The organism is Mesorhizobium sp. BH1-1-4 (assembly GCF_020165665.1).
Classification (GTDB): domain Bacteria; phylum Pseudomonadota; class Alphaproteobacteria; order Rhizobiales; family Rhizobiaceae; genus Mesorhizobium.
This window is the reverse complement of record NZ_JAIUIN010000001.1, coordinates 416,644-440,608: the sequence shown is the minus strand read 5'-3', so window position 1 is coordinate 440,608 and position 23,965 is coordinate 416,644. Positions and strand designations below refer to the sequence as shown.

At 63.2% G+C, this 23,965-nt stretch carries 23 protein-coding genes, 1 tRNA gene and 1 riboswitch; of the genes, 18 read left to right on the top strand and 6 right to left on the bottom strand.

The window, feature by feature from the left end; all coding sequences use genetic code 11:
* Positions 1-29 precede the first annotated feature (29 nt).
* Positions 30-689 (bottom strand): response regulator transcription factor, encoded by a 660-nt coding sequence (locus tag LB569_RS02020; RefSeq protein ID WP_127870796.1) that lies wholly within the window; start codon positions 687-689, stop codon positions 30-32.
* 122 nt (positions 690-811) lie between these two features.
* Positions 812-1,246 carry a hypothetical protein gene (locus tag LB569_RS02015; RefSeq protein ID WP_140706075.1) on the bottom strand — a complete coding sequence of 145 codons (435 nt, stop codon included), beginning with the start codon at positions 1,244-1,246 and terminating at the stop codon, positions 812-814.
* 162 nt (positions 1,247-1,408) lie between these two features.
* Between LB569_RS02015 and LB569_RS02010 the strand changes: the two genes are divergently transcribed.
* Positions 1,409-1,759 (top strand): DUF952 domain-containing protein, encoded by a 351-nt coding sequence (locus LB569_RS02010; RefSeq protein ID WP_224690850.1) that lies wholly within the window; start codon positions 1,409-1,411, stop codon positions 1,757-1,759.
* Positions 1,756-2,832, top strand: coding sequence for a quinone-dependent dihydroorotate dehydrogenase (locus tag LB569_RS02005; RefSeq protein WP_224536027.1), 1,077 nt, complete (start codon positions 1,756-1,758; stop codon positions 2,830-2,832). Before LB569_RS02010 ends, LB569_RS02005 begins: the two co-directional genes overlap by 4 nt.
* On the opposite strand, the gene LB569_RS02000 is transcribed toward LB569_RS02005, so the two are convergent.
* Entirely contained in the window at positions 2,825-4,165 is a 1,341-nt protein-coding gene (locus LB569_RS02000; RefSeq protein WP_224536029.1) for an MATE family efflux transporter, read from the bottom strand. The two genes, LB569_RS02005 and LB569_RS02000, sit on opposite strands and share 8 nt — an antisense overlap.
* A 130-nt stretch (positions 4,166-4,295) precedes the next feature.
* Here LB569_RS02000 and LB569_RS01995 point away from each other — a divergent pair, with 130 nt between their 5' ends.
* On the top strand, positions 4,296-5,198 hold the full coding sequence (locus tag LB569_RS01995; RefSeq protein ID WP_224690849.1) for a histone deacetylase: 903 nt from the start codon (positions 4,296-4,298) through the stop codon (positions 5,196-5,198).
* Between the two features lie 3 nt (positions 5,199-5,201).
* On the opposite strand, the gene LB569_RS01990 is transcribed toward LB569_RS01995, so the two are convergent.
* Positions 5,202-5,465, bottom strand: coding sequence for a DUF6460 domain-containing protein (locus LB569_RS01990; RefSeq protein WP_224536033.1), 264 nt, complete (start codon positions 5,463-5,465; stop codon positions 5,202-5,204).
* 463 nt (positions 5,466-5,928) lie between these two features.
* On the opposite strand from LB569_RS01990, the gene LB569_RS01985 reads away from it, so the two are divergent.
* From LB569_RS01985 to LB569_RS01935, 11 genes are all read left to right on the top strand, one after another.
* Entirely contained in the window at positions 5,929-6,546 is a 618-nt protein-coding gene (locus LB569_RS01985) for an outer membrane protein (protein WP_224690848.1), read from the top strand.
* A gap of 173 nt (positions 6,547-6,719) precedes the next feature.
* On the top strand, positions 6,720-7,106 hold the full coding sequence (locus LB569_RS01980; RefSeq protein WP_224536037.1) for a hypothetical protein: 387 nt from the start codon (positions 6,720-6,722) through the stop codon (positions 7,104-7,106).
* Between the two features lie 50 nt (positions 7,107-7,156).
* The gene (locus tag LB569_RS01975) at positions 7,157-7,831 is read left to right on the top strand and encodes a response regulator transcription factor (protein ID WP_140706091.1); all 675 of its coding nucleotides are present in this window, start codon (positions 7,157-7,159) and stop codon (positions 7,829-7,831) included.
* Positions 7,828-9,258 (top strand): ATP-binding protein, encoded by a 1,431-nt coding sequence (locus LB569_RS01970; RefSeq protein ID WP_224690847.1) that lies wholly within the window; start codon positions 7,828-7,830, stop codon positions 9,256-9,258. Before LB569_RS01975 ends, LB569_RS01970 begins: the two co-directional genes overlap by 4 nt.
* A gap of 124 nt (positions 9,259-9,382) precedes the next feature.
* Positions 9,383-10,411, top strand: a complete 1,029-nt coding sequence (locus LB569_RS01965; RefSeq protein WP_224690846.1) for a glycosyltransferase family 2 protein — start codon at positions 9,383-9,385, stop codon at positions 10,409-10,411.
* Complete coding sequence (locus tag LB569_RS01960) at positions 10,404-11,105, top strand: class I SAM-dependent methyltransferase (protein ID WP_224690845.1); 702 nt, start codon at positions 10,404-10,406, stop codon at positions 11,103-11,105. Before LB569_RS01965 ends, LB569_RS01960 begins: the two co-directional genes overlap by 8 nt.
* The gene (locus tag LB569_RS01955) at positions 11,083-11,553 is read left to right on the top strand and encodes a GtrA family protein (protein WP_224691115.1); all 471 of its coding nucleotides are present in this window, start codon (positions 11,083-11,085) and stop codon (positions 11,551-11,553) included. The genes LB569_RS01960 and LB569_RS01955 overlap by 23 nt, the downstream gene beginning before the upstream one ends.
* Positions 11,554-11,590: 37 nt before the next feature.
* On the top strand, positions 11,591-13,066 hold the full coding sequence (locus LB569_RS01950) for a hypothetical protein (RefSeq protein ID WP_224690844.1): 1,476 nt from the start codon (positions 11,591-11,593) through the stop codon (positions 13,064-13,066).
* Positions 13,067-13,280: 214 nt separating this feature from the next.
* Positions 13,281-15,212: an acyltransferase family protein gene (locus tag LB569_RS01945; RefSeq protein WP_224690843.1), complete on the top strand. Its 1,932-nt coding sequence runs from the start codon at positions 13,281-13,283 to the stop codon at positions 15,210-15,212.
* Between the two features lie 52 nt (positions 15,213-15,264).
* Positions 15,265-15,338 (top strand) — tRNA-Gly (locus tag LB569_RS01940).
* 334 nt (positions 15,339-15,672) lie between these two features.
* The gene (locus LB569_RS01935) at positions 15,673-15,924 is read left to right on the top strand and encodes a hypothetical protein (RefSeq protein WP_224690842.1); all 252 of its coding nucleotides are present in this window, start codon (positions 15,673-15,675) and stop codon (positions 15,922-15,924) included.
* A gap of 85 nt (positions 15,925-16,009) precedes the next feature.
* Here the strand turns inward: LB569_RS01935 and LB569_RS01930 are convergent, their stop codons facing one another.
* On the bottom strand, positions 16,010-16,999 hold the full coding sequence (locus LB569_RS01930; protein ID WP_140706105.1) for a LysR family transcriptional regulator: 990 nt from the start codon (positions 16,997-16,999) through the stop codon (positions 16,010-16,012).
* A 291-nt stretch (positions 17,000-17,290) separates the two neighbouring features.
* Here LB569_RS01930 and chvE point away from each other — a divergent pair, with 291 nt between their 5' ends.
* The 4 genes from chvE to araD1 all read left to right on the top strand — a co-directional run bounded on the left by chvE (position 17,291) and on the right by araD1 (position 22,567).
* Positions 17,291-18,361 carry a multiple monosaccharide ABC transporter substrate-binding protein gene (gene chvE / locus LB569_RS01925; RefSeq protein ID WP_140706107.1) on the top strand — a complete coding sequence of 357 codons (1,071 nt, stop codon included), beginning with the start codon at positions 17,291-17,293 and terminating at the stop codon, positions 18,359-18,361.
* A 188-nt stretch (positions 18,362-18,549) separates the two neighbouring features.
* Positions 18,550-20,082: a multiple monosaccharide ABC transporter ATP-binding protein gene (mmsA, locus tag LB569_RS01920; protein ID WP_224690841.1), complete on the top strand. Its 1,533-nt coding sequence runs from the start codon at positions 18,550-18,552 to the stop codon at positions 20,080-20,082.
* A complete protein-coding gene (gene mmsB, locus LB569_RS01915) occupies positions 20,079-21,371 on the top strand; it encodes a multiple monosaccharide ABC transporter permease (RefSeq protein WP_224690840.1) in 1,293 nt (430 codons plus the stop codon). The genes mmsA and mmsB overlap by 4 nt, the downstream gene beginning before the upstream one ends.
* Before the next feature lie 203 nt (positions 21,372-21,574).
* Entirely contained in the window at positions 21,575-22,567 is a 993-nt protein-coding gene (araD1, locus tag LB569_RS01910) for an AraD1 family protein (protein ID WP_224690839.1), read from the top strand.
* Between the two features lie 52 nt (positions 22,568-22,619).
* Here the strand turns inward: araD1 and LB569_RS01905 are convergent, their stop codons facing one another.
* A complete protein-coding gene (locus tag LB569_RS01905; RefSeq protein ID WP_224690838.1) occupies positions 22,620-23,714 on the bottom strand; it encodes a 2'-deoxycytidine 5'-triphosphate deaminase in 1,095 nt (364 codons plus the stop codon).
* A 140-nt stretch (positions 23,715-23,854) separates the two neighbouring features.
* A riboswitch (SAM riboswitch) is annotated at positions 23,855-23,932 on the top strand.
* The last annotated feature ends 33 nt before the right edge of the window (positions 23,933-23,965 follow it).

Here is a 23,965-nt window from a genome sequence, read left to right as displayed (position 1 = left end):
GTGGAGATTGGGTCGTCCCGGACATCCGGTCAGCCCGCCGGCTGCAGCGGGTCGCTGCCAATCTTGGACAAGAGGATCACCGCCTGGGTGCGGCTGTCGACGCCGAGCTTCTGCAAGATGGCCGAGACATGCGCCTTGATCGTCGCCTCGGAGACGCCAAGCTCATAGGCGATCTGCTTGTTGAGCAGCCCCTCGGCCAGCATGCCGAGCACGCGCGTCTGCTGCGGCGTCAGCGCCTGCAGCCGTTTGATCAGGTCCGATATTTCGGGATCGCGTTCGACGCCGAGATCGACGCCGACGGGTGCCGCGATATCGCCGGCAAGCACCGACTGCACCGCGCCGCGGATCTCCTCCATGCTGGCCGACTTGGAGATGAAACCGGAAGCGCCGAGATCGAGCGCGCGCCGGATGGTCGCCGGATCGTCATGCGCCGACACCACGACCAGCGGCACCGCCGGATGGATGCCACGCAGCGAGATCAGGCCGGAGAGGCCGCTGGCGCCCGGCATCGACAGGTCGAGCAGCACCAGATCGACATCTTCATTGGCCACGACCAGCGCCTTGGCGCTTTCGAAATCGCCGGCCTCGTGGATGGCGGTGACGTTGCCGATGCCGGCAAGCGCCTCGCGCAGGGCGCCGCGAAACAGCGGATGATCGTCGGCGATGACGAAAGAATAGCCTGACGGCAAATGTCCCTCCCCGAATCCCCGATTTACTGCTTTTTGCGGGATCAGTCGGACGATTATGAGGGGCGGCGCGCTGTTTTCAAGCGGCAAAGCCAACGCGCCGCGTTTTCCCTCGTCTATGGCGCTCAGGTCTTCTGCGAGTTGAGCTGGGCGCCGTTGCCACTGTCCTTGTCCATGTCCTTGACGATGCCCATGAAGCTCCTGAGGAAGCGCTCCATGTAGCTCATCGTCGTGTTGAAATCTTCTTCGCTCGGCAGTTTCGATTCGAGGCGGGCGGAGAGCGAATTCTCCAGCTTGGTGACGCGCTCGTCCATAGCCTTCATCGAGCTCTGCAAGCGATCGACCTCATCCTGGTAAGCGGCGCGTTCGTCGGCGGCCATCTTGCAGACGAGCTGGCCCGAACGCTCCTCGCAGATCGACATCGCGCCGGTCTGGGTGTCCATGCGGATATAGCCGGTGGCCGACTTTTCCAGCCGGTAGCGGTCGGTTTCTTCCGAATAGGCTGAAGCCGCGACCAGCGAAACGAGCGCGGCGGGGATCAAGATGTGCTGCAGACGCATGTCGTCCTCCATGGCCAAAGCCTGAAATATCGCATGTTTGCGCCGGAAATGGGGAAGACCCTTGGCCTGGCCTCCCCCGCACGACTGGTTCGGACTCGTCTGACGCAATTCCGGACGGAAAACCGCCTCACACTTTTCCCGGAATTGCTCTATAGCGCAACCATGTCACAGATTATCTACAAGATAACCCCGCAAGCGCCTTGGCGCGAGGCCGAAGCCAATGGCCGCTTCACCGGCGCGCCGATCGACATCGCCGACGGCTTCATCCATTTCTCGACGGCGGCGCAGGCCAGGGAAACGGCGGCCAAGCATTTCCGCAGCCAGACGGATCTTCTGCTGGTCGCCATCGACGGCGCCACCCTGGGTGAAGCGCTGAAATATGAGGTCTCGCGCGGCGGTGCGCTGTTTCCGCATCTCTATGGCGTGCTCGACCTGAAAGCGGTGCTATGGGTCAAGCCGCTGCCGCTTGGTGCTGACGGCACCCACCAGTTCCCCGCCCTGGAGGGGCAATGAGCGTGTTCGACCGGATCGGCCAGAAGCTGCTGTTCACCTTCGATCCGGAAACCGCGCATGGCCTGTCGATCGCGGCACTGCGCTGCGGCCTGCCGGTCGGCGCGCGGACGGTACGCGATACAAGGCTGAAGATCAGCCTTTGCGGTCTCGATTTCCCCAATCCGCTTGGCATGGCGGCCGGCTACGACAAGAACGCCGAGGTGCCCGACGCGCTGCTTGGGCTGGGCTTCGGCTTCGCCGAGGTCGGTACCGTCACGCCGTTGCCGCAGGCCGGCAATCCGAAGCCGCGCATCTTCCGGCTGACATCGGATGAAGCTGTCATCAACCGGCTGGGCTTCAACAATGAAGGCCACGCGGCGGCCGAAAAACGCCTTGCCGCGCGCAAGGGGCGCGGCGGCATCGTCGGCGTCAACATCGGCGCAAACAAGGACAGCACCGATCGCATCGGCGACTATGAGCGCGGCGTCACCCGCTTCGCGCCCCATGCCAGCTATCTCACCGTCAATATTTCCTCGCCCAACACGCCGGGCCTGCGCACCATGCAGGCGCGCGAACAGCTCGGCGAACTTTTGTCGCGCGTCATGGCCGCACGCGCCGCGGCGTCCGCGCGGCCGCCGGTCTTCCTCAAGATCGCGCCGGATCTGGTCGAGGCCGAGCTGGAGGATATCGCCGCCGAGGTCACCGAAAAGCGGATCGACGGCATCATCGTTTCCAACACCACGATTTCCCGGCCGGCGCTGCGCGGCGACGCCGCGCTGGAGACGGGGGGGCTCTCGGGAAAGCCGCTGTTCGAGCGCTCGACCATCGCGCTTGCCAAGATGCGCAAGCTGCTCGGGCCCGACATGGCCATCATCGGTGTCGGCGGCGTCAACTCGTCGGAGACGGCGCTGGACAAGATCCGCGCCGGCGCCGATCTCGTCCAGCTCTACACCGGCATGATCTATGCCGGACCGGCGCTGCCGGGCCGGATCGTGGCCGGGATGGCGCGCTTTGCTCAGACGGAGAAACTCAGCTCGATGCGCGAGTTGCGCGACAGCCATCTTGACCAGTGGGCGTCGAAGCCGCTCAGCTGAACGCGGTCCGCATCCGCAGCCGCAGAATTGTCAGCAGGCTCAATCCTCGCACCAGCAGGAAAATGTGCAGCGCGGCCCACAGGCCGTGATTGCCGAAGGCGGGCGCCAGCGTCATCAGAGCGGCGGCGAAGACGAGGAATGAGAAGAGCATCATGTTGCGCATGTCGCGCGACCATGTCGCGCCGATGAAAACCCCGTCCATCTGGAAAGCGAGCACACCGCTCAGCGCGGTGAAAGCCGCCCACGGCAGATACACATCGGCGACGGCGCGGACCTCCTGCGATGTCGTCACGACAGCGACCAGGTTGGCACCCGCCAGCGACAGCACCAATGTCGCGACGGCGGCCAAGCCGAAGCCCCAGAACAGGGTCAGGCGGACCGCCTGCCGGAAGGGTTGTGCCGCCCGCGCGCCGATGGCGCGGCCGGCCAGCTGTTCGGCGGCGGTGGCGAAACCATCAAGGAAGTAACCGGCGACGAGAAAGAAATTCATCAGCACCGCATTGGCGGCAAGCGTCACCGTGCCGAACGCAGCCCCCTGGCGGGTGAACAGCGCGAAAGCGGCGAGCAGCGAGAACGAACGGATCATGATATCGCGGTTGAGCGACAGCATGCGCAGGAAGGCTGACATGTCGAGCAGGCGGTGGCGGGGCAAGGGCGGGCTGGATCGGAACCGGCGCACGACGATCGCCAGACCAAGCAGCATGGCCAGGAATTCGCCTGTGACGGTTGCCCAGGCGACGCCGGAAACGCCCCAGCCAAGTTCAAGGCCGAGCAGGAAGCAGAGCGCGATGTTGATGCCGTTGAGCACCAGTTGCAGGACAAGCCCGAGCCCGCCTTCGCCGCGTCCCAGCACGTAACCGAGGATGGCGTAGTTGATCAGCGAGAACGGGGCGGCGAGGAGCCTGATCCTGACATAAACGCCCATCGCGTCGCTGACGCGTGGTCCAGCGTCCATGAACCACTGGCCGCCAAGGGCGATGAGCGGCGCAAGCGCTGCCAGCACGACGCCGGCGACGACGGCGATCAGCACGGCGCGCCAGAACACCGCCTGTTCCTCGAGGGCGTCGCCGCGTCCGAATGCCTGGGCGACGAGGCCAGTTGTGCCCGAGCGCAGGAAATTGAAGGTGGTGAAGACCACGTCGAAAGCCAGCGCGCCGGCCGCCAGGCCGCCGAGCAAGGCGGCATCCCCGAACTGGCCGACCACCGCCGTATCGACTAGGCCGAGCAGCGGCGTCGTCAGATAGGCGAGCGTCATCGGCACGGCAATGGCAAGCACCGAGCGGTTGGTGACGGAAAAGGCCCTGGCGTCGGTTGGGCTGGCACCCTGGTCCAAAGGATTGCTGCCTTGCTGATTGCGACTTGATCGGGGAACCGATGTGCCCCATTTTCCGGCCACCGCGCAATCGCCGTTACGCGACGGCCAACCGAAATCCCGCTCTGGCGCGAAACCGTCCGACCAGTTCATGCCCCTGCAGATCGTCCACCACCCCGACTACGACGCCGGCTTCGCCACCAACCATCGCTTTCCGATGAGCAAATATCCGCTGCTGATGGAGGCCTTGCGGGCCCGCGGCCTGACCGGACCCGAGACGCTCAACACAACCGAGCCCGCGCCGGCGTCCTGGTTGAGGCTTGCCCACGCCGCGGACTATGTCGACCAGGTCATCAACTGCGCCGTGCCTGAAAAAACTGAGCGTGAGATCGGCTTTCCGGTCGGCCCGCGCGTCTCGCTGCGCGCACAGCTTGCCACCGGCGGCACGGTGGCGGCGGCGCGGCTTGCCTTGCGCCACGGCATCGCCTGCAACACCGCCGGCGGCAGCCATCATGCGCGGCGCGCGCAAGGCGCCGGCTTCTGCACCTTCAACGATGTCGCCGTCGCCGCGCTGGTTCTGCTTGAAGAGGGCGCGGCACAAAATATCCTGGTCGTCGACCTCGACGTGCATCAGGGCGACGGCACGGCCGACGTTCTGCGAGATGAACCCCGCGCGTACACCTTTTCCATGCATGGCGAACGCAACTACCCCGTACGCAAGATAGCCTCGGACCTCGACGTGGCGCTGCCCGACGGCACCGGCGATGCCGCCTATGTCGAAAGGCTCCATACCATCCTGCCGGAACTCTCCGCCCGTACGCCCTGGGACATCGTCTTCTACAATGCCGGCGTCGACGTCCATGCCGAGGACCGGCTGGGCAGGCTGGCGCTTTCCAACGATGGACTTCGCGCCCGCGATGAGATGGTCATCGGCCATTTTCGGGCGCTCGGCGTTCCCGTCTGCGGTGTCATCGGCGGCGGCTATTCCACCGATGTGCCGGCGCTTGCGGCGCGCCACGCCATCCTGTTCGAGGTCGCCTCGGGCTACGCCTGAAGGTCATTTCCGGTAGTTGACGACCCTGAGCAGGATGAAGGCCGGCACGACGATCGCCGCGCCGAGCAGGATATAGCCGAGGAAGCGGTCGATGGCGTGGAAGCCGAGATTCCAGAGGTCCATGAAGAACTTCTGGATGCCGTAGAACACGTCCATCGGCGACCAGCCGAAGGCATTCATGACCAGGCCGACGAGAAAGGATATCACCAGCAGCTTCAGGACAACCCTGAGCGGCGAGTCGCCGAGAAAGCGCGTCAGTGCGGACAAGGTCGTCTCCCGATTGAGATGCCCGGACTCGTGGGCACGGCCCAGAGATACGTGCTTGGCGGCCATCCATCAAGCCGGCGCGGTGCATGCCTGGAACCGACAAGCCGCAACCCGGAGAGGGCCCTCTATCGTTCGAGCAACTGACCGAGCGGCTTCAAGCCCTCCGCAATTCTTAAAAACGGGTAAACAAATTCATTTTAATTTATTGAAAATAAAGCACAAAATCGTCATTTTCCAGTTCTGCGCAATGTGCGTGCAATTTTCACTTGCGAGATTCCAGGCGTCTTTCAGGTGACGGACCGCGCGGCGCTCTGCCCCTACCACAGCCGGTGAAAGCCGGTCCCCAAAGCCGCGCAACCATCCCTGAAAGACACCAATCGGAGCCGACGGCCCCAACGGTCCGGCTCCTCGGCAGTTAACCAGCGCATCGGTGCCGGATGCGCGTTTGTGTTGGAGTAATGCAGTGTCCTCTCGAGCAAAGATCGTCCTGACGGCGAGTGTCCTTGCCGTCTGTCTCCTCGGACCGGCGATGGCCGCCGACCTGTCGCCCACCTACAACGATCCCCCCGCCTTCCAATGGAGCGGCGCCTATGTCGGCGTCCATGACGGGACGGCGTTCACGGGAATGCCGAACCCGTTCGCGGGCCGAAACGGCCTCAGCGGCGGCGTCCAGGCCGGCTATGTCAAGCAGATGGGTCCGGCGGTTCTCGGCGCCGAGATCGAAGGTTCCTATCTGGGCGGCGCCGAACACGATGTCCGGGGCGGCAAGATCAAGGAAAAATGGCGTGGCGCGGCCAAGGCGAAGGCCGGCGTCAGTTTCGACCAGACCCTGCTGTTTGGGACCGGCGGCGTGGCCATGACCAGGTTCGACAAGGGCGACGGCGTGATAAGCAGCGACGGCTGGAAGGTCGGTTACCTTGTCGGCGCCGGCATCGAGCAGGGCTTCGCCGGCGGCCTCTCGGCCAAGGTCGAGTACGACTATGTCCGCACCCCCGGCGTGGAAACGACATCGACCCTTGGCAGATCCAGGGAGACGATCGGCAGCCATGAGTTGAAAGCCGGCATCAACTACCGGTTCTAGCAGTGGCAAATGGCGGATTCGATCGCGCGATGCCAGCAACGGCATTGCGCGATCTTCTCGGTCTTGGTTCCTGGACACCGATGTCCCTTCGAGGCCGCGAACATTCCATGCTTGTCGCAATGTCGATGTAATCTTCGCAATCTAGGTCCGGCGTTTTCACCATGGAATCAGCAATGTCCACGCATCGCGCCGGCCGACGGACGTCCAAGATAGTGTTCATCGCGACCGCGTTCGCCCTGGCGGGCTGCGCCTCCGACATCATGAAGAACTATGTCGGACAGCCGGTCGAATCGGTCGTCTTGGACTACGGTCCACCAACGGCGGTCGTCGATCTCGGCCAGGGGGAGCGTGCCTATCAATGGCGCCAGGTCTCGACGTCAACGGTTGCCGGGACATCGAGCAGCGAGGTTCGCCACACAAAACACGGAACCGTCCATGAAGAGACCGAGACGCCCGGCTATATCGAGCGTCAGGAATGCTTCTACACATTTTACGCCCGCGCTTCCGGCGGCCGCTGGTTCATCACCAATTTCCGCCGGCCAAAGCTGGAATGCGAATGAACCGCCGCGGCGGCGGCAAATCCCGCGGCTACGGGTGAAGGAGAACGCCAATGCGCGTCCTGCTGGTCGAGGACGAACCGGAAATGGCCTCCGTGCTGAAGGCCGCTCTGGAGCGTCTGGATATCATCGTCGACCATGCCGCGACCTTGACCGATGCGGAGGCGGTCGCTCGCCTGGGCCATCATGACGCCGTGGTGCTGGACCGCCGGCTGCCGGATGGCGACGGTCTCAGCCTGATCCCGCGCCTGCGCGCATTGCACCTGGATGTGCCTGTCATCGCGCTGACGGCGATGAGCGGATTGGACGACCGGGTGGCCGGGCTCGATGCCGGCGCCGACGATTACATGGTCAAGCCTTTCGCCACGGTGGAACTCGTCGCGCGGCTGCATGCGCTCCATCGCCGCTCGTTCACTCCGCGCGCCAACCAGACGATGGTCGGCCGCCTCACCTATGATTTCCGCCATCGCGAGGCGCTGGTCGAGGATCAGGCCCTTGATTTGCCGCGACGTGAGAGGCTGGTGCTTGAAACCCTTATCCGCCGGCCGGGCCGGACCATCATGCGCGGCGCTCTGGAGGAGGCCGTCTACGCCCTGGACGACGAGATCGGCTCGAATGCGCTCGACGCACATGTCTCGCGGCTGCGCCGCAAACTCGATGATGTCGCGGCCGGCATCGAGATACGGGCGATCCGCAACCTTGGCTATCTGCTGCGGGCAGTCTCGTGAAGAAGGTCCGCACGCGATCGCTGCAATGGATCCTGGTCCGCCGGCTGATCCTGCTGCAGGCAGCAACGCTGCTCTTCTTCATCGTGCTTTGCGCGGCCGCCCTTTGGATTGCCAATCCGAGGCTGCTTATCGACAATGAGGCTGCCGTCGCGGCCGTCAAGGATGCCGTCGACCGCGACAAGGACGGCAGCTTGATCGTGCGTGAAACGGAAGAACTCGCGGCGTTTCGCCGGGGCTTCCCGAATGTCTGGTACATCGTTCGCGACGATCGCGGGCAGAGCGTCCGTTCCGGCACGATACCGGCTGTCTACACCAAGGATTTCGGCGGGCTGCTCGGTGAAGCAGACCACGCCACGATCGGATTCTCCGATGAGGATATGCGGCCGGAAGCCTATATCGAAAACGCTTCGACCAAGGCCGGGGCGGTCCAGATCATCGCCGCGACGCAGTCCTCGCGTCAGGAGACCGACGGGCTCGAGATCAACATTTCGGCCACGGTCGAGGTCGCCCGGTATCCGGATGGCAGCAGGAACTGGGAGCGCGCGCTGCCGGCGCTGGCGCTCGTCATCGCCATACTGCTGTTGCCCATCGTCCTGGTCATGGGCGCCACCACGCTGGTGACGACGCCGGCCGTGGTGCGCCGTTCCTTTGCCGGCCTTGTCGAAACCGTCCGCCAGGCTGCCCGCATCGATATCGGTACCCGCGCGATGCAGTTGCCCGTCAAGCATGTGCCGCAGGAGATCGCGCCGCTGGTGCATGCCTTCAACGAAGCCTTGGCCCGCCTGGCGCAGGGCTATGACCGGCACAACCGTTTCCTCACCGATGCCGCGCACGAATTGCGCACGCCGATCGCCATCCTGCGCACGCGCGCCGAATTGCTGCGGCAGGAGCCGCAGAGCGCGCGGCTGCTGCATGATATCGAGCGCCTGTCGCATCTTGCACAGCAATTGCTCGACCATCAATTGCTCGACCGGCCATCGGACCAGCGCGAGATCGTCGATCTCGAGGGTCTCGTCAGCCGGGTGGCGGCCGACTTCGCGCCGCTCGCCATCGAGGCCGGCTACGACCTTGCCTTCGAGCCCTCGCCTGACAAGACACGCGTCGAAGTCAACGTGCCGCAGATCGAGCGGGCGCTCGCCAACCTCGTGCGCAACGCAATTGAGCATGGCGGCGGCGTCGGCACGATCACGATCGCGATCGACAAGGCCGGTGGCATCGAAGTGCGCGACGAAGGCCCGGGCATTCCCGTGGAAGAGCAGGAGAATGTCTTCGAACCCTTTTATCGCCTCAGGCCGCAGTCGCGTGGGGCGGGGCTGGGGCTTAATCTTGCCCGGCAGATCGCCCTGTTGCACCAGGGAACGATCCGGATCCTGGCCGGCTCATGGCGCGGCGCCCGCATCCGCATGGAACTGCCGGTTTGTTTGTGACTCGGGCCATTGACGGCACCAAAAGCATCGCGGCAGGGCCGGCAACCGCCGCGCCGATCCCTGGCTTATCTGTTTTCTAACCAATTGCCGCTATTGCCATCTCCAAAGCGGGAGCCAGGCTTTGGTGGGAACGGAAAAAATCGGCGCGCACCGCGCACCCATGTTGTCGGTCGTCGTGCCTTGCTACAATGAGCGCGACGGCGTGGCGGAGCTTCATCGACGCGTCAGCGCCGCATGTCTCGAGCAAAGCCTCTCCTACGAGGTCGTGCTCGTCATCGACGGAGCGACCGACGGCACCCGCGAGGCCATTTTCGAGCTGGCCGAAAAGGACGACCATGTGGTCGCCATCGACCTTGCCCGCAACTACGGCCACCAGATCGCCTTGAGCGCGGGACTGGAGTTCTGCCGCGGTCAGCGCATCCTCATTCTCGACGCCGATCTCCAGGATCCGCCTGAACTGCTCGGCGCGATGCTGGCGAAGATGGATGAAGGCTTCGACGTCGTTTACGGCCAAAGGGTGAAACGGGACGGCGAAAGCTGGTTCAAGCTGGCCTCCGCCTCGATGTTCTACCGTTTGCTCGGCCGGATGGTCGATGTCGAGATCGCGCCAAACACCGGAGATTTCCGGCTGATGAGCCGCCGTGCTCTGGACCACCTGAACACGATGCCCGAACGCTACAGGTTCATTCGCGGCATGGTGAGCTGGATCGGGCTGAGGCAGGTGGCCTTCCCCTATGAACGGCACCGGCGCTTTGCCGGAGCCACCCACTATCCGCTGAAGAAGATGGTTCTTCTGGCGGTCGACGCGATGACCAGCTTTTCGATCGTGCCGCTGCGGTTTGCCTCGTTGCTGGGGATGATGTTCGGCCTGCTCGGCCTGGTGGTGCTGGGTTACGCGCTGTTCGAATGGGCCATGGGCAACGTGATGCCCGGCTGGACGAGCCTTGCCGCGATCATCCTCATCCTGGGCAGCGTCCAGCTTCTGGTGCTCGGCATCTTCGGCGAGTATCTCGGCCGCATGTACATGGAGACGAAGCGGCGGCCGCTTTACTTCGTTAACGAGATCGTTTCACGAAGCCAGGCGGCGACCGAAGACCAGGATTTGCCTGTCCACCGCCTCCAGGAGATGGCAAAGAGGGCCGCCCGTGCTTGAAGCCGAGTTCGACCAGTTCGCGCGAGAATACCAGGAACAGCATGCCGCGAGCATAAGACTGAGCGGCGAGACGCCGGAATTCTTCGCGAAATACAAGATCGACGATGTCGCCGCGACGCTGGCGCAAGCCGGTGTGACGCCGCGGCGCATTCTCGACTTCGGCGCCGGGGTCGGCAATTCGCTCGGCCATATGCGCCGCGCGTTTCCCGACAGCGAGATCGTCTTGCTCGACCCTTCGCGGGAATCGCTCGACATCGCCCGCAAGCGTTTTCCCGGCCAGGGCGTCTTCGCGCATTTCGATGGCAAGACGATTCCCTTCGCTGACGGCAGCTTCGATCTGGCATTCGCGGCCTGCGTCTTCCACCACATTCCCGAAACCCTCCAGGTCGGGCTGCTCGCCGAGATCGGCAGGGTTATGGCCGATGGGGGCAGCTTTTTTCTCTTCGAGCACAATCCGTGGAATCCTCTGACCACCCACGCGGTCAGAAATTGCGCCTTCGACGAGAATGCGGTGCTGATCACCTCGCGCGAGATGCGCGGGCGATTGGCCGCGGCGGGTCTTTCCAACACGCGGATCGTCTACCGGATTTTCTTCCCCAGACTGCTTGCGAGGCTGAGGCCGCTGGAACGGTTTCTCACCAAGATACCCGTCGGAGCCCAATATTTTGCGCATGTGGTCAAGCCTGCCGTTTGACTGTTCGAGGCTGCTTCGTTTCGGTGCGGTCGGCCTGTTAAACACGGCGCTGGGATATACGGTTATCCTGGCCGGGCTTGCTCTTGGGCTTGGCGACATCCTTGCCAATGCGACCGGCTATGCGGCGGGTCTGGTCGTGGGCTTCTTTCTCAACCGCAACTGGACCTTCGGCGGGAGGGATGGCTCGCGGCGCGGAACGGCACTGCGCTATGGAAGCGTCTTCCTGATCGCCTACGGCCTCAATCTGGCAATCGTGATCGCGGCCCGTTCGGCCGGCTTGATCGAGAGCCCTCTGGTTCACCTTGCGGGGATCTGCGTCTACTCGATTGTCTTCTACCTCGGCTCGGCGCACTTCGTGTTCGTGGACCATGGCGATCACGACCATGCCGGCCGCAAAATTCCAATGACGGAGCGGCCGGGGCGGTCGCCGTCCGGGCCGGTGTCTTGAACCAAACGCCGGCGCAAACAGTCAGGGGCAACGCAATATGACGAACGCTCAGCCGGAGGCGGTGCAGGGGGAACGGATCAGGCTGATGTTCTGCCTCCTCGCAGCCTGTTTCACGGCTATGGCACTCGTCCCCTTTGCCGGCGCGACCCTACAGGACCCCGACAGTTGGTGGCAGGTGAAGGTGGGGCTGGACTTCCTGGCGAACCGGACATTTCCGACCGTCGACCCCTATTCCTATACCTTCGCCGGCCAGCCCTGGATCGCCAAGGAATGGCTGGGCCAGGTCCTTCTCGGACTAGCCTATCGCGCTGCCGGCTGGAATGGCGTCGTCACGCTGATCATCGCCACGATCGGGCTGATGGTCCTGATGATGACATGGTTCCTCACCGCGCGGCTCAAGCCGACACTGGCGGTGGCGCTGGCCTTCGCCGCCGCCTTTCTGATCGCCCCGATCTATACCGCGCGTCCACATGTCTTCACCTTGCCCATCATCGTCGCCTGGACCGCGGTGCTGTTTCGCGCTTCGGCCGAGGAGCAGGCGCCGCCCTGGTGGCTGCTTGCGCTGGTCGTCTTGTGGGCGAACCTGCACGCGACCTTCACGCTGAGCTTCGTGATCGCCGGCTTTGCCGGCCTGAACCTTCTGGCACGCATCGGCCTGTCGAAGCCCGCGCTCCTGGCAAGATGGGTCGCGTTCGGCCTGCTTTGCCTGGTGGCCAGCCTCATCCATCCTTACGGCGTGAAAGCAATCCTGGCCACATTCACCGTCGCCAGCGGCAATGAGGCGGTATCCCTGATCCAGGAATGGCGCCCTTTCAACGCGAGCGAGCAATCTTCCCAGGAAATCGCAATGCTGGCGGCGCTTTTCGCACTGCTGGTGTCGCGGATACGAATCGACTGGGCCAAGGCGCTGTTCATCGCCTTCACCTTGCATGTCTATCTCACCCATCTGCGATTTATGTATTTGCCCTTTCTGTTGATACCCCTGGTGATGGCGGTCGAAATCGCACGGCAATATCCGCCGCTCTCGGCCACGACCTGGCTGGCGGAAAAGCGAGACAGCTTGGAAATGTTCTTTGCCAGGCGGTTCCACGCGCTTTGCGCCGCGGTCATTGTCCTGGTGCTCGGTGTGGCCGCGATCGCCGGCAGTGCCTACCAGGTCGAGCCAAGTCCGAAGACATCAGCCAGCGGTGCGCTTGCATTCGCCAGGGATCACAACCTCGCCGGCAACGTGCTGAATTCCTACAATTTCGGCGGCACGCTGATTTTCCACGGCATCAAGACCTATATCGATGGCAGGACCGACCAGTTGTTCCTGGGCGGGTTCATGAAAGCGGATGACGCGACGGGGCAAAGCGACGGGAAACCGCTGCTGGAGGCGCAGTTGAAGAAATACGCCATTAGCTGGGCGCTGCTTGCCGCCGACGACACACGCATCCCCTTCTTCGCGGAGTTGGGCTGGAAGCGAGCCTATGCCGACGACCATGCCGTAATCTACCTGCCTCCCGGCGCCTGATTTATCGCCTCCCTTCGCAAACCGGCGCCACCGGCGCTCACGGGCCTGGCATTCGCCTTGACATGCATGTTGCGGTGCAGCAAAACTATGCTGCAGGGCACATTCCGTGAGGCCTACAAGCCATGATTTTTCGCACGACGCGGGATCACCGCATGACGAGCCTGTCAGGTCCCGCCGAGCGACCGTCGCGGGTCACGGCGTTGGGACCGGCCGAATGAACTACAGGCGTGACATCGATGGCCTGCGGGCCGTCGCGGTGCTGCCCGTCGTGCTCTTCCATTTCGGCGTGTCGGCCATTCCAGGTGGCTTCACCGGCGTCGACATCTTTTTCGTCATATCGGGCTATCTGATCAGCGGCAGCCTGCTCGACGATCTCGATCGCGGCCAGTTCTCGATCGGACGCTTCTACTGGCGCCGTGCAAGGCGGATCTTGCCGGCTCTGAGCTTCGTCATCCTGCTTTCAAGCATTGCGGCCTGGTTCATCCTGCTGCCGTCGGACCTGCACGAATACAGCCTCAGCGTGATCGCTGCCTCGACCTTCTGGTCGAACATCTATTTCTGGAAGACGACGAACTATTTTTCGATCGACGCCGAGCTGCGGCCGCTGCTGCACACATGGTCGCTGTCGGTCGAGGAGCAGTATTACATCTTCGCGCCGATCCTCGTGTACCTGATCTACCGCTATGCCTCGAAGCGCTGGCTGACGATACTCCTGCCGATCGCCATCGGCAGTTTTGCGCTGGCGGTGACGGCGACCACGCTGGCGCCGACCGCCGGCTTCTATCTCCTGCCGACACGCATCTGGGAACTGGCGCTGGGCGCCATGCTGATGCTGAAAAAGCCGCCGGCGCTTGCCAGCCGGCCGGCGACGGAACTGATCGGCCTGGCAGGCTTTGCCCTGCTCGCCTTCGGCTTCCTGACGATTTCGGAGAGCGACCCGTTTCCCGGCTACAATGCCCTGTTTCCCTGCATCGGAACGGCGCTGCTCATCTACGCGGGCCAAAATCACGCGGACCGGCCGGTGCCGGTCGCCACGCGCGTGCTCCAATTCGCTCCGATGGTCTGGGTCGGCCTCATCTCCTATTCGCTCTACCTCGTTCACTGGCCGATCAATTCCTTCGTCCACTACCTCTCCCTTAAAGCCATCTCCGTGCCGACGATCGTCGCGATGACGGGGGCCAGCTTCGCCCTGGCGACCTTTTCGTGGAAATATGTCGAACAGCCTTTCCGGCAGAAGCGGGCCTTCACCGCACCGCTGCCGATCTTCGCCTTTTCGGCGACGGCGATCGCGCTGCTGTGCATCGGCGGCCTGGCCGGCATGCTCGGCAATGGGTTTCCACAGCGGTTTCCCGATTTTTCGACACAAAGGATCGTGGTGGGCGACTGGCGCAACGGTGTCTGCTTCAACGAGGGCGGGAACCGGATCGAGAACTGGAATCTCGCCGCCTGCACGCGCACGCACGGCTTTGCCACCAATGTGCTGCTGTGGGGCGATTCCTTCGCCGCCCACTATGTGTCGGGCCTGGAGGCCAACGCCGATAAAATCCAGGCCAACGTCATCCAATATACCTATGCCGGCTGCCCGCCCAACCTGACCTATTTTTCCTACGCCCGGCCGGCCTGCACCCGCTTCAACGAACGGGCGCTGTCGATCATCCGCGAGGCCAACATCCAGGCGGTGATCCTGAGCGGCCGATGGACCGACTACCAGGCCAGGGGCTTCGACGGGCTGCAGACGACGATCGACCGACTGCGCGACATGGGTGTCAAGGTCTATGTCATCGGCCAGTCTCCGGAGTTCATCGCCGATGTCCAGAAGATCGCCTTCTTTGCAAAACACGAGGGCGCCGTGAGCACATCCTGGCCGATGGCCATGGATCCCGACATCAACAAGGAGGTACAGCCCTACGCCAAGGGCGCGACCTTCATCGATCCGCTCGCCTATCTGTGCGACGCCACTGGCTGTTCCTACGCGGATGCCGCCAGCAAGCAGTTCCTCTATTTCGACTACGGCCATTTCTCTTCCGCCGGCGCGACGCTGGCCATCTCGAAATATTGGCCGAGCTTCGCCGCCGGCGGCGAAGTCGCGAAGGCCAGGGAGCCAGCGCCGACCGTCACCGGCGAACTGGCGAAGCCCGCATTGTGAGACCGGTTTGCGATTGCCCGACGCCATGGCGTCATGATAACGAGGCTGCAGCGCGGGTATGATGTAATGGTAGCCTGTCAGCTTCCCAAGCTGAACGCGCGGGTTCGATTCCCGCTACCCGCTCCAGCCTGACATCGCAGTATCTAGGTTGTCGGCTTGTTAGGCCCGCCCGATTCGCACCTGCGCCTTCGCCCGGCCACAGGAAATCGCCTGCGAAGGCGGTCCTGTCGCTGCAGCACGACCCGACCCATGTCACGGCGCCGAACGCATTCATTGTTCCTGGAATCGGGAGCAGGCGCCGGCCATGCTGTAGGCCGGCGCCTACTCAGTCAGAAGCCGATTACAGCCAGGCGCGGAGCCAGACGCGCTCGCGCCAGCAGCGGCTACGGCGGCGGCCATGGCGCCAGTAGCTGCGGCAAACTCGTCTCCAACCGCGACGACGCCCGTGGCGACGGCGCCAGTGGCCATTGTGGCCATGATGGCGGCGGAAATGCCCGCGGCGATGCGAGACCTGCTCCAATTCGACTTCGTCATCCCCTTCGAAGACCGCCGAATCCGGCTTGTCCAGCTCATCGAGAATTCCGTTGCCCTGGGGAACACCTGCAACCGCGCGGCCGGTTCCGGCTACACCAGCAAACGCCACTGCCCCCGCAACGCCAAGCAATCCAGTAAGAAACAACCGACGTTCCATAAAGACCTCCCGAGTTGTTGACCATCGACACCTCGTTCCCTCGCCCAAAAAAGGCTCCAGCGCGCATGCCGATCGGTTTGAACGCGCGACTGCAATTCTCGTTCCATCATCCCACTTCGCGCAGGATGAAATCATGCAGCATCTTGGCCGCCGGCGACAGTACGCGATTCCTGACCGTAATCAGGCTGTAGGGCCTGACCTCGATGTCGAATTCGGTCTGGACGACATCGATGGCGCCGGCAAGCCCGTCCGGATTCTGGATGAATTTCGCCACCTGCACCGAGACAGGGGCGATGGCATCGGATTGCGCGACCATGACCAGAGTCAGCAGCAGCGAGCTGGTGTTCAAGATGCGGTCTGGCAGCGCGATGTTGCGGTTCAGGAAGTTGCTCTCCATCGCCTGGCGCAAGGGCGAACCGCCCGACTGGAAGACCCAGTCATAGGCAGCGGTGTCTTCCAGCCGCACCACATTGCCCCTGGCGAGCGGGTGGCCTCGGCGCACGATCAGGCAGGCCTTCTCGACGCCGATCACACGCGATTCGAACAGCCGCGGATTGAGGTCGTCGGGAATGCGGGCGATGATGAAGTCGTGGCGCGAGGCGATCAGCTCGCGGGCGAGCACGTTAGACGTCTCGACCTGCATGGTGATCTCGATGCGCGGGTAGATGCGGCGGATCTCGCGGATCGCCGGCACCGCCAATTCGATTGCCGGCGCGGTCACCGCGCCGAGGAAAACCGCGCCGCCCTTACCGGCCTTGAGCTCGGCAATCTCGCGGTCGGCCTCGCGCATCTCGAGCAGGATCGAGCGAGCTCGCCTGGCGAGTGCCTGGCCATAGGGCGTGAGGGTGACGCCGCGCGGCAGCCGTTCGCACAGTTTGACGTCGAGCACCGCCTCCATCTCGGCGATCATGCGCGAGGCGGCCGGCTGGGAGATGTTCATGACCTGGGCCGCGGCGCTCACCCTTCCGTGATCGTCGAGGGCGGCGATCATGCGCATGTGGCGCAAGCTCAGGCCGCTCCGCAGCAGCGTCTCCCCGTCTCTGGGGAGCTTCTCGTAACTCACTGGAATTGCATCGGGATCGCGCAATGCCGCCATGATCTTCCAATCTTTCCGCCGGTTCCTTCCGCATGCTAAATCATACCGGTTTCGGTATAGCAATCACCAGAGATCGCATTTGACAGTTATGTCAAAGCGACCCACCCTTCGCGCGTTCCGAAGCGCAGGGGTCGGCGACGGCCAAAATCGTATCGATTGAAACTGCGTCGCGGAGCCGATTGGGAGGATACCGGAGATCGATAAAGCCGACAGCGGCGCGTTTGCGCTCCTGCTTGGCCGCGCGGCCCGCGAAGCCCCGAGGTGTCGCGTCCATCAACCAGGGAGAGTAATGTGAAGATTATCAAGACGCTGGCCGCCGTGGCGGCCCTTGGCATCGCTGCCATGAGCTATCAGGCGCACGCGGCCGACAAGGGTCTTGTCGGCGTGCTGATGCCGACCAAGACCTCGCAGCGCTGGATCAATGACGGCGACGCCGTCAAGTCCCAGCTCGAGGCTCTCGGCTACACGGTCGACCTGCAATATGCGCAGGATGACATCCCCAACCAGCTCAGCCAGCTGGAAAACGAAATCACCAAGGGCCCGAAGGCGCTGATCATCGCCTCGATCGACGGCACCACCCTGTCGGATGCGCTGCAGAAGGCCAACGACGCGGGCGTCGTCGTCATCGCCTATGACCGCCTGATCAAGAAGACCAAGAACGTCGACTATTACACCACCTTCGACAATTTCGGCGTCGGCGTGATCCAGGCTAATTCCCTGGTCAAGGGTCTCAAGGAGCGTTTCCCGAACACCAAGCCGTGGAACGTCGAACTGTTCGGCGGTTCGCCCGACGACAACAACGCCTTCTTCTTCTACAATGGCGCGATCTCGGTCCTGCAGCCGCTGATCGACGACGGCTCGATCAAGATCAAGTCCGGCCAGACCGGCATGGACAAGGTCGGCACGCTGCGCTGGCTCGCCGCCACCGCCCAGGCGCGCATGGACAACCTGCTGTCGGCCAACTACTCGGACGGCAGCCGCGTCGATGGCGTTCTGTCGCCCTATGACGGCCTGTCGCGCGGCATCACCGCCTCGCTGCGCGCCGTCGGCTACGGCACCGACGCACAGCCCTGGCCGATCGTGACCGGCCAGGACGCCGAGACCGCCTCGGTCAAGCTGATCATCTCGGGCGAGCAGTACTCGACCGTGTTCAAGGACACCCGCGAACTGGCCAAGGCCACGGTGCAGCTGGTCGACAAGGTGCTCTCGGGCGGCAAGCCGGACGGCCTCGATGAAAAGACCTACAACAACGACGTCAAGGTGGTTCCCTCGATCCTCCTGACGCCGCATGAGGTCGACAAGTCGAACTACCAGGCGCTGGTCGTCGACTCCGGCTACATCAAGGCCGAAGACCTGAAGTAATCCCGGTTACAAGGACAGGGGTCCTGCGCGACGCAGGGCCCCTTTTCGTTCACAAGCGGCCCCGGTATTGTTTCTGCCGGCCTAGAGCAATTCCAGGAAAAGCGCGCGGCGGTTTTCCCGGGAAAAGCGCCTAGCGCTTTCCCTAGGGAATTGCGTAAAAACAAGAAAGTCTAGGAGGAGCTAGCCTAATGACCTCGACGATTTTGGAGATGCGCGACATCACCAAGACGTTCCCCGGCGTGAAGGCGTTGTCGAACGTCAATCTCAGCGTCGAGGAAGGCGAAATCCATGCCGTGGTCGGCGAGAACGGCGCTGGAAAATCGACATTGATGAAGGTGCTGTCGGGTGTCTATCCCTCCGGCACCTATGACGGCCAGATCATCTTTCAGGGCCAGGAATGCCATTTCAAAGGCATCCATGACAGCGAACACAAGGGCATCGTCATCATCCACCAGGAGCTTGCGCTGGTGCCGATGCTGTCGATCGCCGAAAACATTTTCCTCGGCAACGAGCGCGCGAGACACGGCGTCATCGACTGGGACGCCAACGAGGCGCGCACGGCCGAGCTGTTGAAGAAAGTCGGGCTCAGGGAAGACCCCAAGACGCTGATCACCCATATCGGCGTCGGCAAGCAGCAGCTGGTCGAAATCGCCAAGGCGCTGAGCAAGGAAGTGAAGCTCTTGATCCTCGACGAGCCGACGGCGTCGCTCAGCGAAAAGGACAGCCAGGCGCTGCTCGATCTCCTGCTCGAGTTCAAGCGGCAGGGCATGACCTCGATCCTGATTTCCCACAAGCTCAACGAAGTGAACCGCGTCGCCGACAAGGTGACGGTGATCCGCGACGGGCGCACGATCGAAACATTGCCGAGGACGGAGATCAGCGAGGACCGGATCATCACCTCGATGGTCGGCCGCTCACTCGACGACCGCTATCCACCGCGCGAGCCAAACATCGGCGACGTCATTTTCGAAGTCAAGGACTGGTCGGTCTACCACCCGATCCATGCCGAACGGCAGGTGATCAAGAGCATCGACCTCAAGGTGCGCAAGGGCGAAGTGGTCGGCATCGCCGGGCTGATGGGCGCCGGCCGCACCGAATTCGCCATGAGCCTGTTCGGTCGCTCCTATGGCCGGCGCATCAGCGGCGAGGTGTTGCTCAACGGCAAGCCCGTGGACCTTTCGACAGTGGGCAAGGCGGTGCAGAACGGCGTCGCCTATGTCACCGAGGACCGCAAGACCTATGGGCTGAACCTCATCGACCATATCAAGCACAATGTGACGCTGGCCAACCTCGGCGGCGTTTCCAGCGGCGGCGTCATCGACGACATGCGCGAGATGAGCGTCGCCAACGACTATCGCAAGAAGACCAATATCCGTGCGTCGAGCGTCTATCAGCTGACCGGCAATCTCTCGGGAGGCAACCAGCAGAAGGTGGTGCTGTCGAAATGGCTGTTCGCCGACCCGGAAGTTCTGATCCTCGACGAGCCGACGCGCGGCATTGACGTCGGCGCCAAGTACGAAATCTATACAATCATCGCCCGCCTCGCCGCCGAGGGCAAGGCGATCATCGTCATCTCGTCGGAAATGCCGGAACTGCTCGGCATCACCGACCGGATCTATGTCATGAACGAAGGACGCATCGTCGGCGAGATGGCGGCAAGCGACGCCAGCCAGGAAAAAATCATGCGCGCCATTGTTCGCGGAGAAGGAAAAGCATCATGAGCACAGACAGCGCTCCCGCGCCGCAAAGCGGCACCTCGGAGGACGTCAAGCAGGGGTCTCGAGTCGCCGTCTCGGCGCTGACGACGAACCTGCGCGAATACGGCCTGATCATCGCGCTGATCGTCATCATGCTGTTCTTCCAGTACACGACGTCGGGAACGCTGTTCAAACCGGTCAACCTCAGCAATCTGGTGCAGCAGAACTCGTTCATCATCGTGATGGCGCTCGGCATGCTGCTGGTCATCGTCGCCGGCTATATCGATCTCAGCGTGGGATCGGTCGCCGGTTTCATCGGCGCGCTTGCCGCGATGATGATGGTGATCTGGCCGCTCGGCATATTCAGCAATCCGCTCGTGGTATCGATCGTCTGCCTCATCGTCGGAGGGTTGATCGGCGCCGCGCAAGGGTACTGGATCGCCTATCACCGCATTCCGAGTTTCATCGTGACGCTGGCCGGCATGCTGATCTTCCGCGGCATCTGCCAGGCCCTGCTTGGCGGCGGCTCCTCGGTCGGCCCGCTCCCCGACAGCTTCAAGGCGCTGAGTTCCGGCTTCATCCCGGACGTGATCGGCCCGCTGACGCTGATCCCGCCGACGGTTAACGCGGCCGGCAAGACCATTTTGGGCAGCGGCCTGACGCTGCACATGACGACGGTCGTGCTCGGCCTGATCGCCGTGCTGGCCTATGCCTATTTCGGCTTCAGGACGCGGCGCAAGCGCGAGCTTCATGGTTATGAGGCAGAGCCTTTCACTCTGTTCGTCATCAAGACCCTGGTGGGCAGCGCGCTGGCGCTCTTCCTGGTCTTCCAGTTCGCGACCTATCGGGGCCTGCCTATCGTGCTCCTGGTGATGGGCGTGCTGATCTCGCTGTTCGTCTTCGTCACCAAGCGCATGACCATCGGCCGGCGCATCTATGCGATGGGCGGCAATGCCAAGGCCGCGCAGCTGTCGGGCATCAACACCGAAAGGCTGACGCTCTGGGTGTTCGTCAATATGGGCGTGCTGTCGGCGCTCGGCGGCCTGATCATCGCGGCGCGTCTCGGCCAGGCCGTGCCGGCGGCGGGCCTCGGCAGCGAGCTCGACGTGATCGCAGCCGTCTTCATCGGCGGCGCCTCGGCGATGGGCGGCGTCGGCCAGGTGATCGGCGCGGTGGTCGGCGGCTTCATCATGGGCGTGATGAACAACGGCATGTCGATCATGGGCGTCAATGTCGACTGGCAGCAGGTGGTCAAGGGACTGGTGCTGCTCGGCGCCGTCATCTTCGACGTCTACAACAAGAACAAGGCTTAAGGGCTGGGGGCACAGACTAGGAGGCATACGGGTTCTAGATCGCGAAGCTGCCGGCAGCCCGTCGGCACCAAGAAGTCCGTGAAGGACCAGGCTCGCGAACGCAATCCGGACGAAGCATTTCAACCGTGGCGCGTTCCCGCGCCGCGCCGGTGAGGATTTTGCCGATTGGCAGCCGGATACAGATAAATGAGAGAGGACTGATCATGCTGATCTCGCAGATTCTCGACGACGCCGAGACGATCCGTGTCGTTGCCCGCAGCGGCGGCAAAACCCGGATCATCAACGGGGCGCGCAGCGTCTATTCGCTGGCGATGGAGGCCGCCCGCACCGGTGTGGGCCTCGCAGCCCTGATCGAACGCAAGGGGCTCGGCGAGACGATCGATCTCGACGCCGCCTACAAGAGGGGGCGCCTGCTGTCGCCGATCAATCACCCCGACCCGGCGCATCTGCACCTGACCGGCACGGGGCTGACGCATCTCGGCTCGGCGGCAACGCGCGATTCCATGCACAAGAAGCTCAGCACCGACGGCGAGGAGCAGCTCACCGATTCCATGAAGATGTTCCGCATGGGACTGGAAGGCGGCAAACCCGCGAAAGGCCAGGTCGGCGTGCAGCCGGAATGGTTCTACAAGGGCAACGGCACCATGGCGGTCGCGCCGGGCGCGGCGCTCATGTCGCCGGCCTTTGCCAAGGATGCCGGTGAGGAACCCGAAGTCGCCGGGATCTATGTCATCGGCGACGATGGCGCGCCGTTCCGCGTCGGCTTCACCCTGTCGAACGAATTCTCCGACCATGTGACCGAGCGCGTGAACTATCTCTTCCTCGCCCACTCCAAGCTTCGCAATGCCTCGTTCGGGCCGGAGATCCTGATCGGAGACCTGCCTTCGGACATCAGAGGCACGTCGCGCATCATGCGCGACGGCAAGACATTGTGGGAAAAGCCCTTCCTGTCGGGTGAAACGAACATGTCGCACACCATCGCCAATCTCGAACACCATCACTTCAAATATTCGGCCTTCCGCCAGCCGGGCGACGTGCATGTGCACATGTTCGGCACCGCCACGCTTTCCTTCGCCGACGGCATCAATACGGAGGCCGGCGACGTGTTCGAGATTGAGGCAGGGGATTTCGGACTGCCGCTGCGCAACCCGCTGGAAATCGAAAAGCCGGTGAAGGTGGCGGTGAAGGCGCTTTGAAAGCCATGAGCGCGGGATCTCCCCTCTCGTGGGGAGATCGGCGGCTTCGACCTTACCGCGCCGGGCGGAAATGCTTTGAGAGCTTGAGGCCTTGCGCCTGGTAGTTGGAGCCGAGATCGGTGCCGTAGAGCGCCTGTGGGCGCTTCAGCATGTGCTCGTAGACCAGCCGGCCGACGATCTGGCCATGATCGAGGATGAACGGCACTTCGTGGCTGCGCACCTCGAGCACGGCCCGGCTGCCGGTGCCGCCGGCCGCGGAATGGCCGAACCCCGGATCGAAAAAGCCGGCATAGTGGACACGGAACTCGCCGACCAGCGGGTCGAAGGGCGTCATCTCGGCGGCATAGAGCGGCGGCACATGCACCGCCTCCTGGCTGACGAGGATGTAGAACTCGTCGGGATCGAGCACCAGCTCGCCGGCGCCGCTCTTTTGGATCGGCTCCCAGAAGTCGACGACATCCTGCGCGGCACGCTTGTCGACATCGACGAGGCCGGTGTGGTGCTTGCCGCGATAGCCGACCAGCCCATCCTTGTCGCCGTTGAGGTCGATCGAAAGCGCGATGCCGCCGCCGGAAATGTTGGGCGGCTCGGTGGCGACCAGCATTTCGGCGCGGTGCAAATCGTGCAACTCGGCTTCCGAAAGCAATGCGTTGCCGGTGCGAAAGCGGATCTGCGACAGGCGCGACCCGGTGCGCGCAATGATCGGGAAGGTGCGCGGGCTGACTTCGAGATAGAGCGGACCGTGATAGCCGGCGGCGATCTTGTCGAACTCGTGGCCACGGTCGGTCATCACGCGGGTGAAGATGTCGAGCCGCCCGGTCGAGCTCTTCGGATTGGCCGAGGCCGAAATGTCAGCCGGCAGCGCCAGACTTTCGAGCAGCGGCACAATATAGACGCAGCCGGTTTCGAGAACCGCGCCTTCGGTCAGATTGATCTCGTGGAGTTGCAGCCGATCGAGCTTTTCCGAAACCTTGTGGTTGGGACCGGGCAGGAACGAGGCGCGCACCCGCCAGGCCTTTTCGCCCAATCTGAGATCAAGGCTGGCGGGCTGGATCTGGTCGGCATCGAGGGCGCGCGGCGACTTCAGCGCGCCGGACTGGAACAGCGCCGAAATGTCCTGATCGGGAAGAATGCCTGTCTGCCGCAAAGTCTGGCTCCGCCCCAAGACTGGTCCCTTTGTTGCAGGTTCTTGCCGCAAAACCGCTAGGCACTTTCGCGGAACCTGCCTTGGTACAAACCTCTTAATGAAGCCGGCAATTGACGCAAGCGTGGCGCGGGTCTAAAGGGTCGTTATCCCGTGGTGATTTGGCCGGTCGGCTTGCAGCCACGTTAAACAAGTCGCTAAAGGACCGTCGGGCCGCAAGGCCGTATGGACCGGTTGCGACTTTTCGCGGCCGG

Coding starts and splice junctions, on each gene's coding strand:
- LB569_RS02015 (WP_140706075.1), bottom strand. CDS start 1,246: ATGCGTCTGCAGCACATCTTGATCCCCGCCGCGCTCGTTTCGCTGGTC.
- LB569_RS02010 (WP_224690850.1), top strand. CDS start 1,409: ATGTCACAGATTATCTACAAGATAACCCCGCAAGCGCCTTGGCGCGAG.
- LB569_RS02005 (WP_224536027.1), top strand. CDS start 1,756: ATGAGCGTGTTCGACCGGATCGGCCAGAAGCTGCTGTTCACCTTCGAT.
- LB569_RS01995 (WP_224690849.1), top strand. CDS start 4,296: ATGCCCCTGCAGATCGTCCACCACCCCGACTACGACGCCGGCTTCGCC.
- LB569_RS01980 (WP_224536037.1), top strand. CDS start 6,720: ATGTCCACGCATCGCGCCGGCCGACGGACGTCCAAGATAGTGTTCATC.
- LB569_RS01975 (WP_140706091.1), top strand. CDS start 7,157: ATGCGCGTCCTGCTGGTCGAGGACGAACCGGAAATGGCCTCCGTGCTG.
- LB569_RS01955 (WP_224691115.1), top strand. CDS start 11,083: ATGTGGTCAAGCCTGCCGTTTGACTGTTCGAGGCTGCTTCGTTTCGGT.
- LB569_RS01950 (WP_224690844.1), top strand. CDS start 11,591: ATGACGAACGCTCAGCCGGAGGCGGTGCAGGGGGAACGGATCAGGCTG.
- LB569_RS01945 (WP_224690843.1), top strand. CDS start 13,281: ATGAACTACAGGCGTGACATCGATGGCCTGCGGGCCGTCGCGGTGCTG.
- LB569_RS01930 (WP_140706105.1), bottom strand. CDS start 16,999: ATGGCGGCATTGCGCGATCCCGATGCAATTCCAGTGAGTTACGAGAAG.
- mmsA (WP_224690841.1), top strand. CDS start 18,550: ATGACCTCGACGATTTTGGAGATGCGCGACATCACCAAGACGTTCCCC.
- mmsB (WP_224690840.1), top strand. CDS start 20,079: ATGAGCACAGACAGCGCTCCCGCGCCGCAAAGCGGCACCTCGGAGGAC.
- araD1 (WP_224690839.1), top strand. CDS start 21,575: ATGCTGATCTCGCAGATTCTCGACGACGCCGAGACGATCCGTGTCGTT.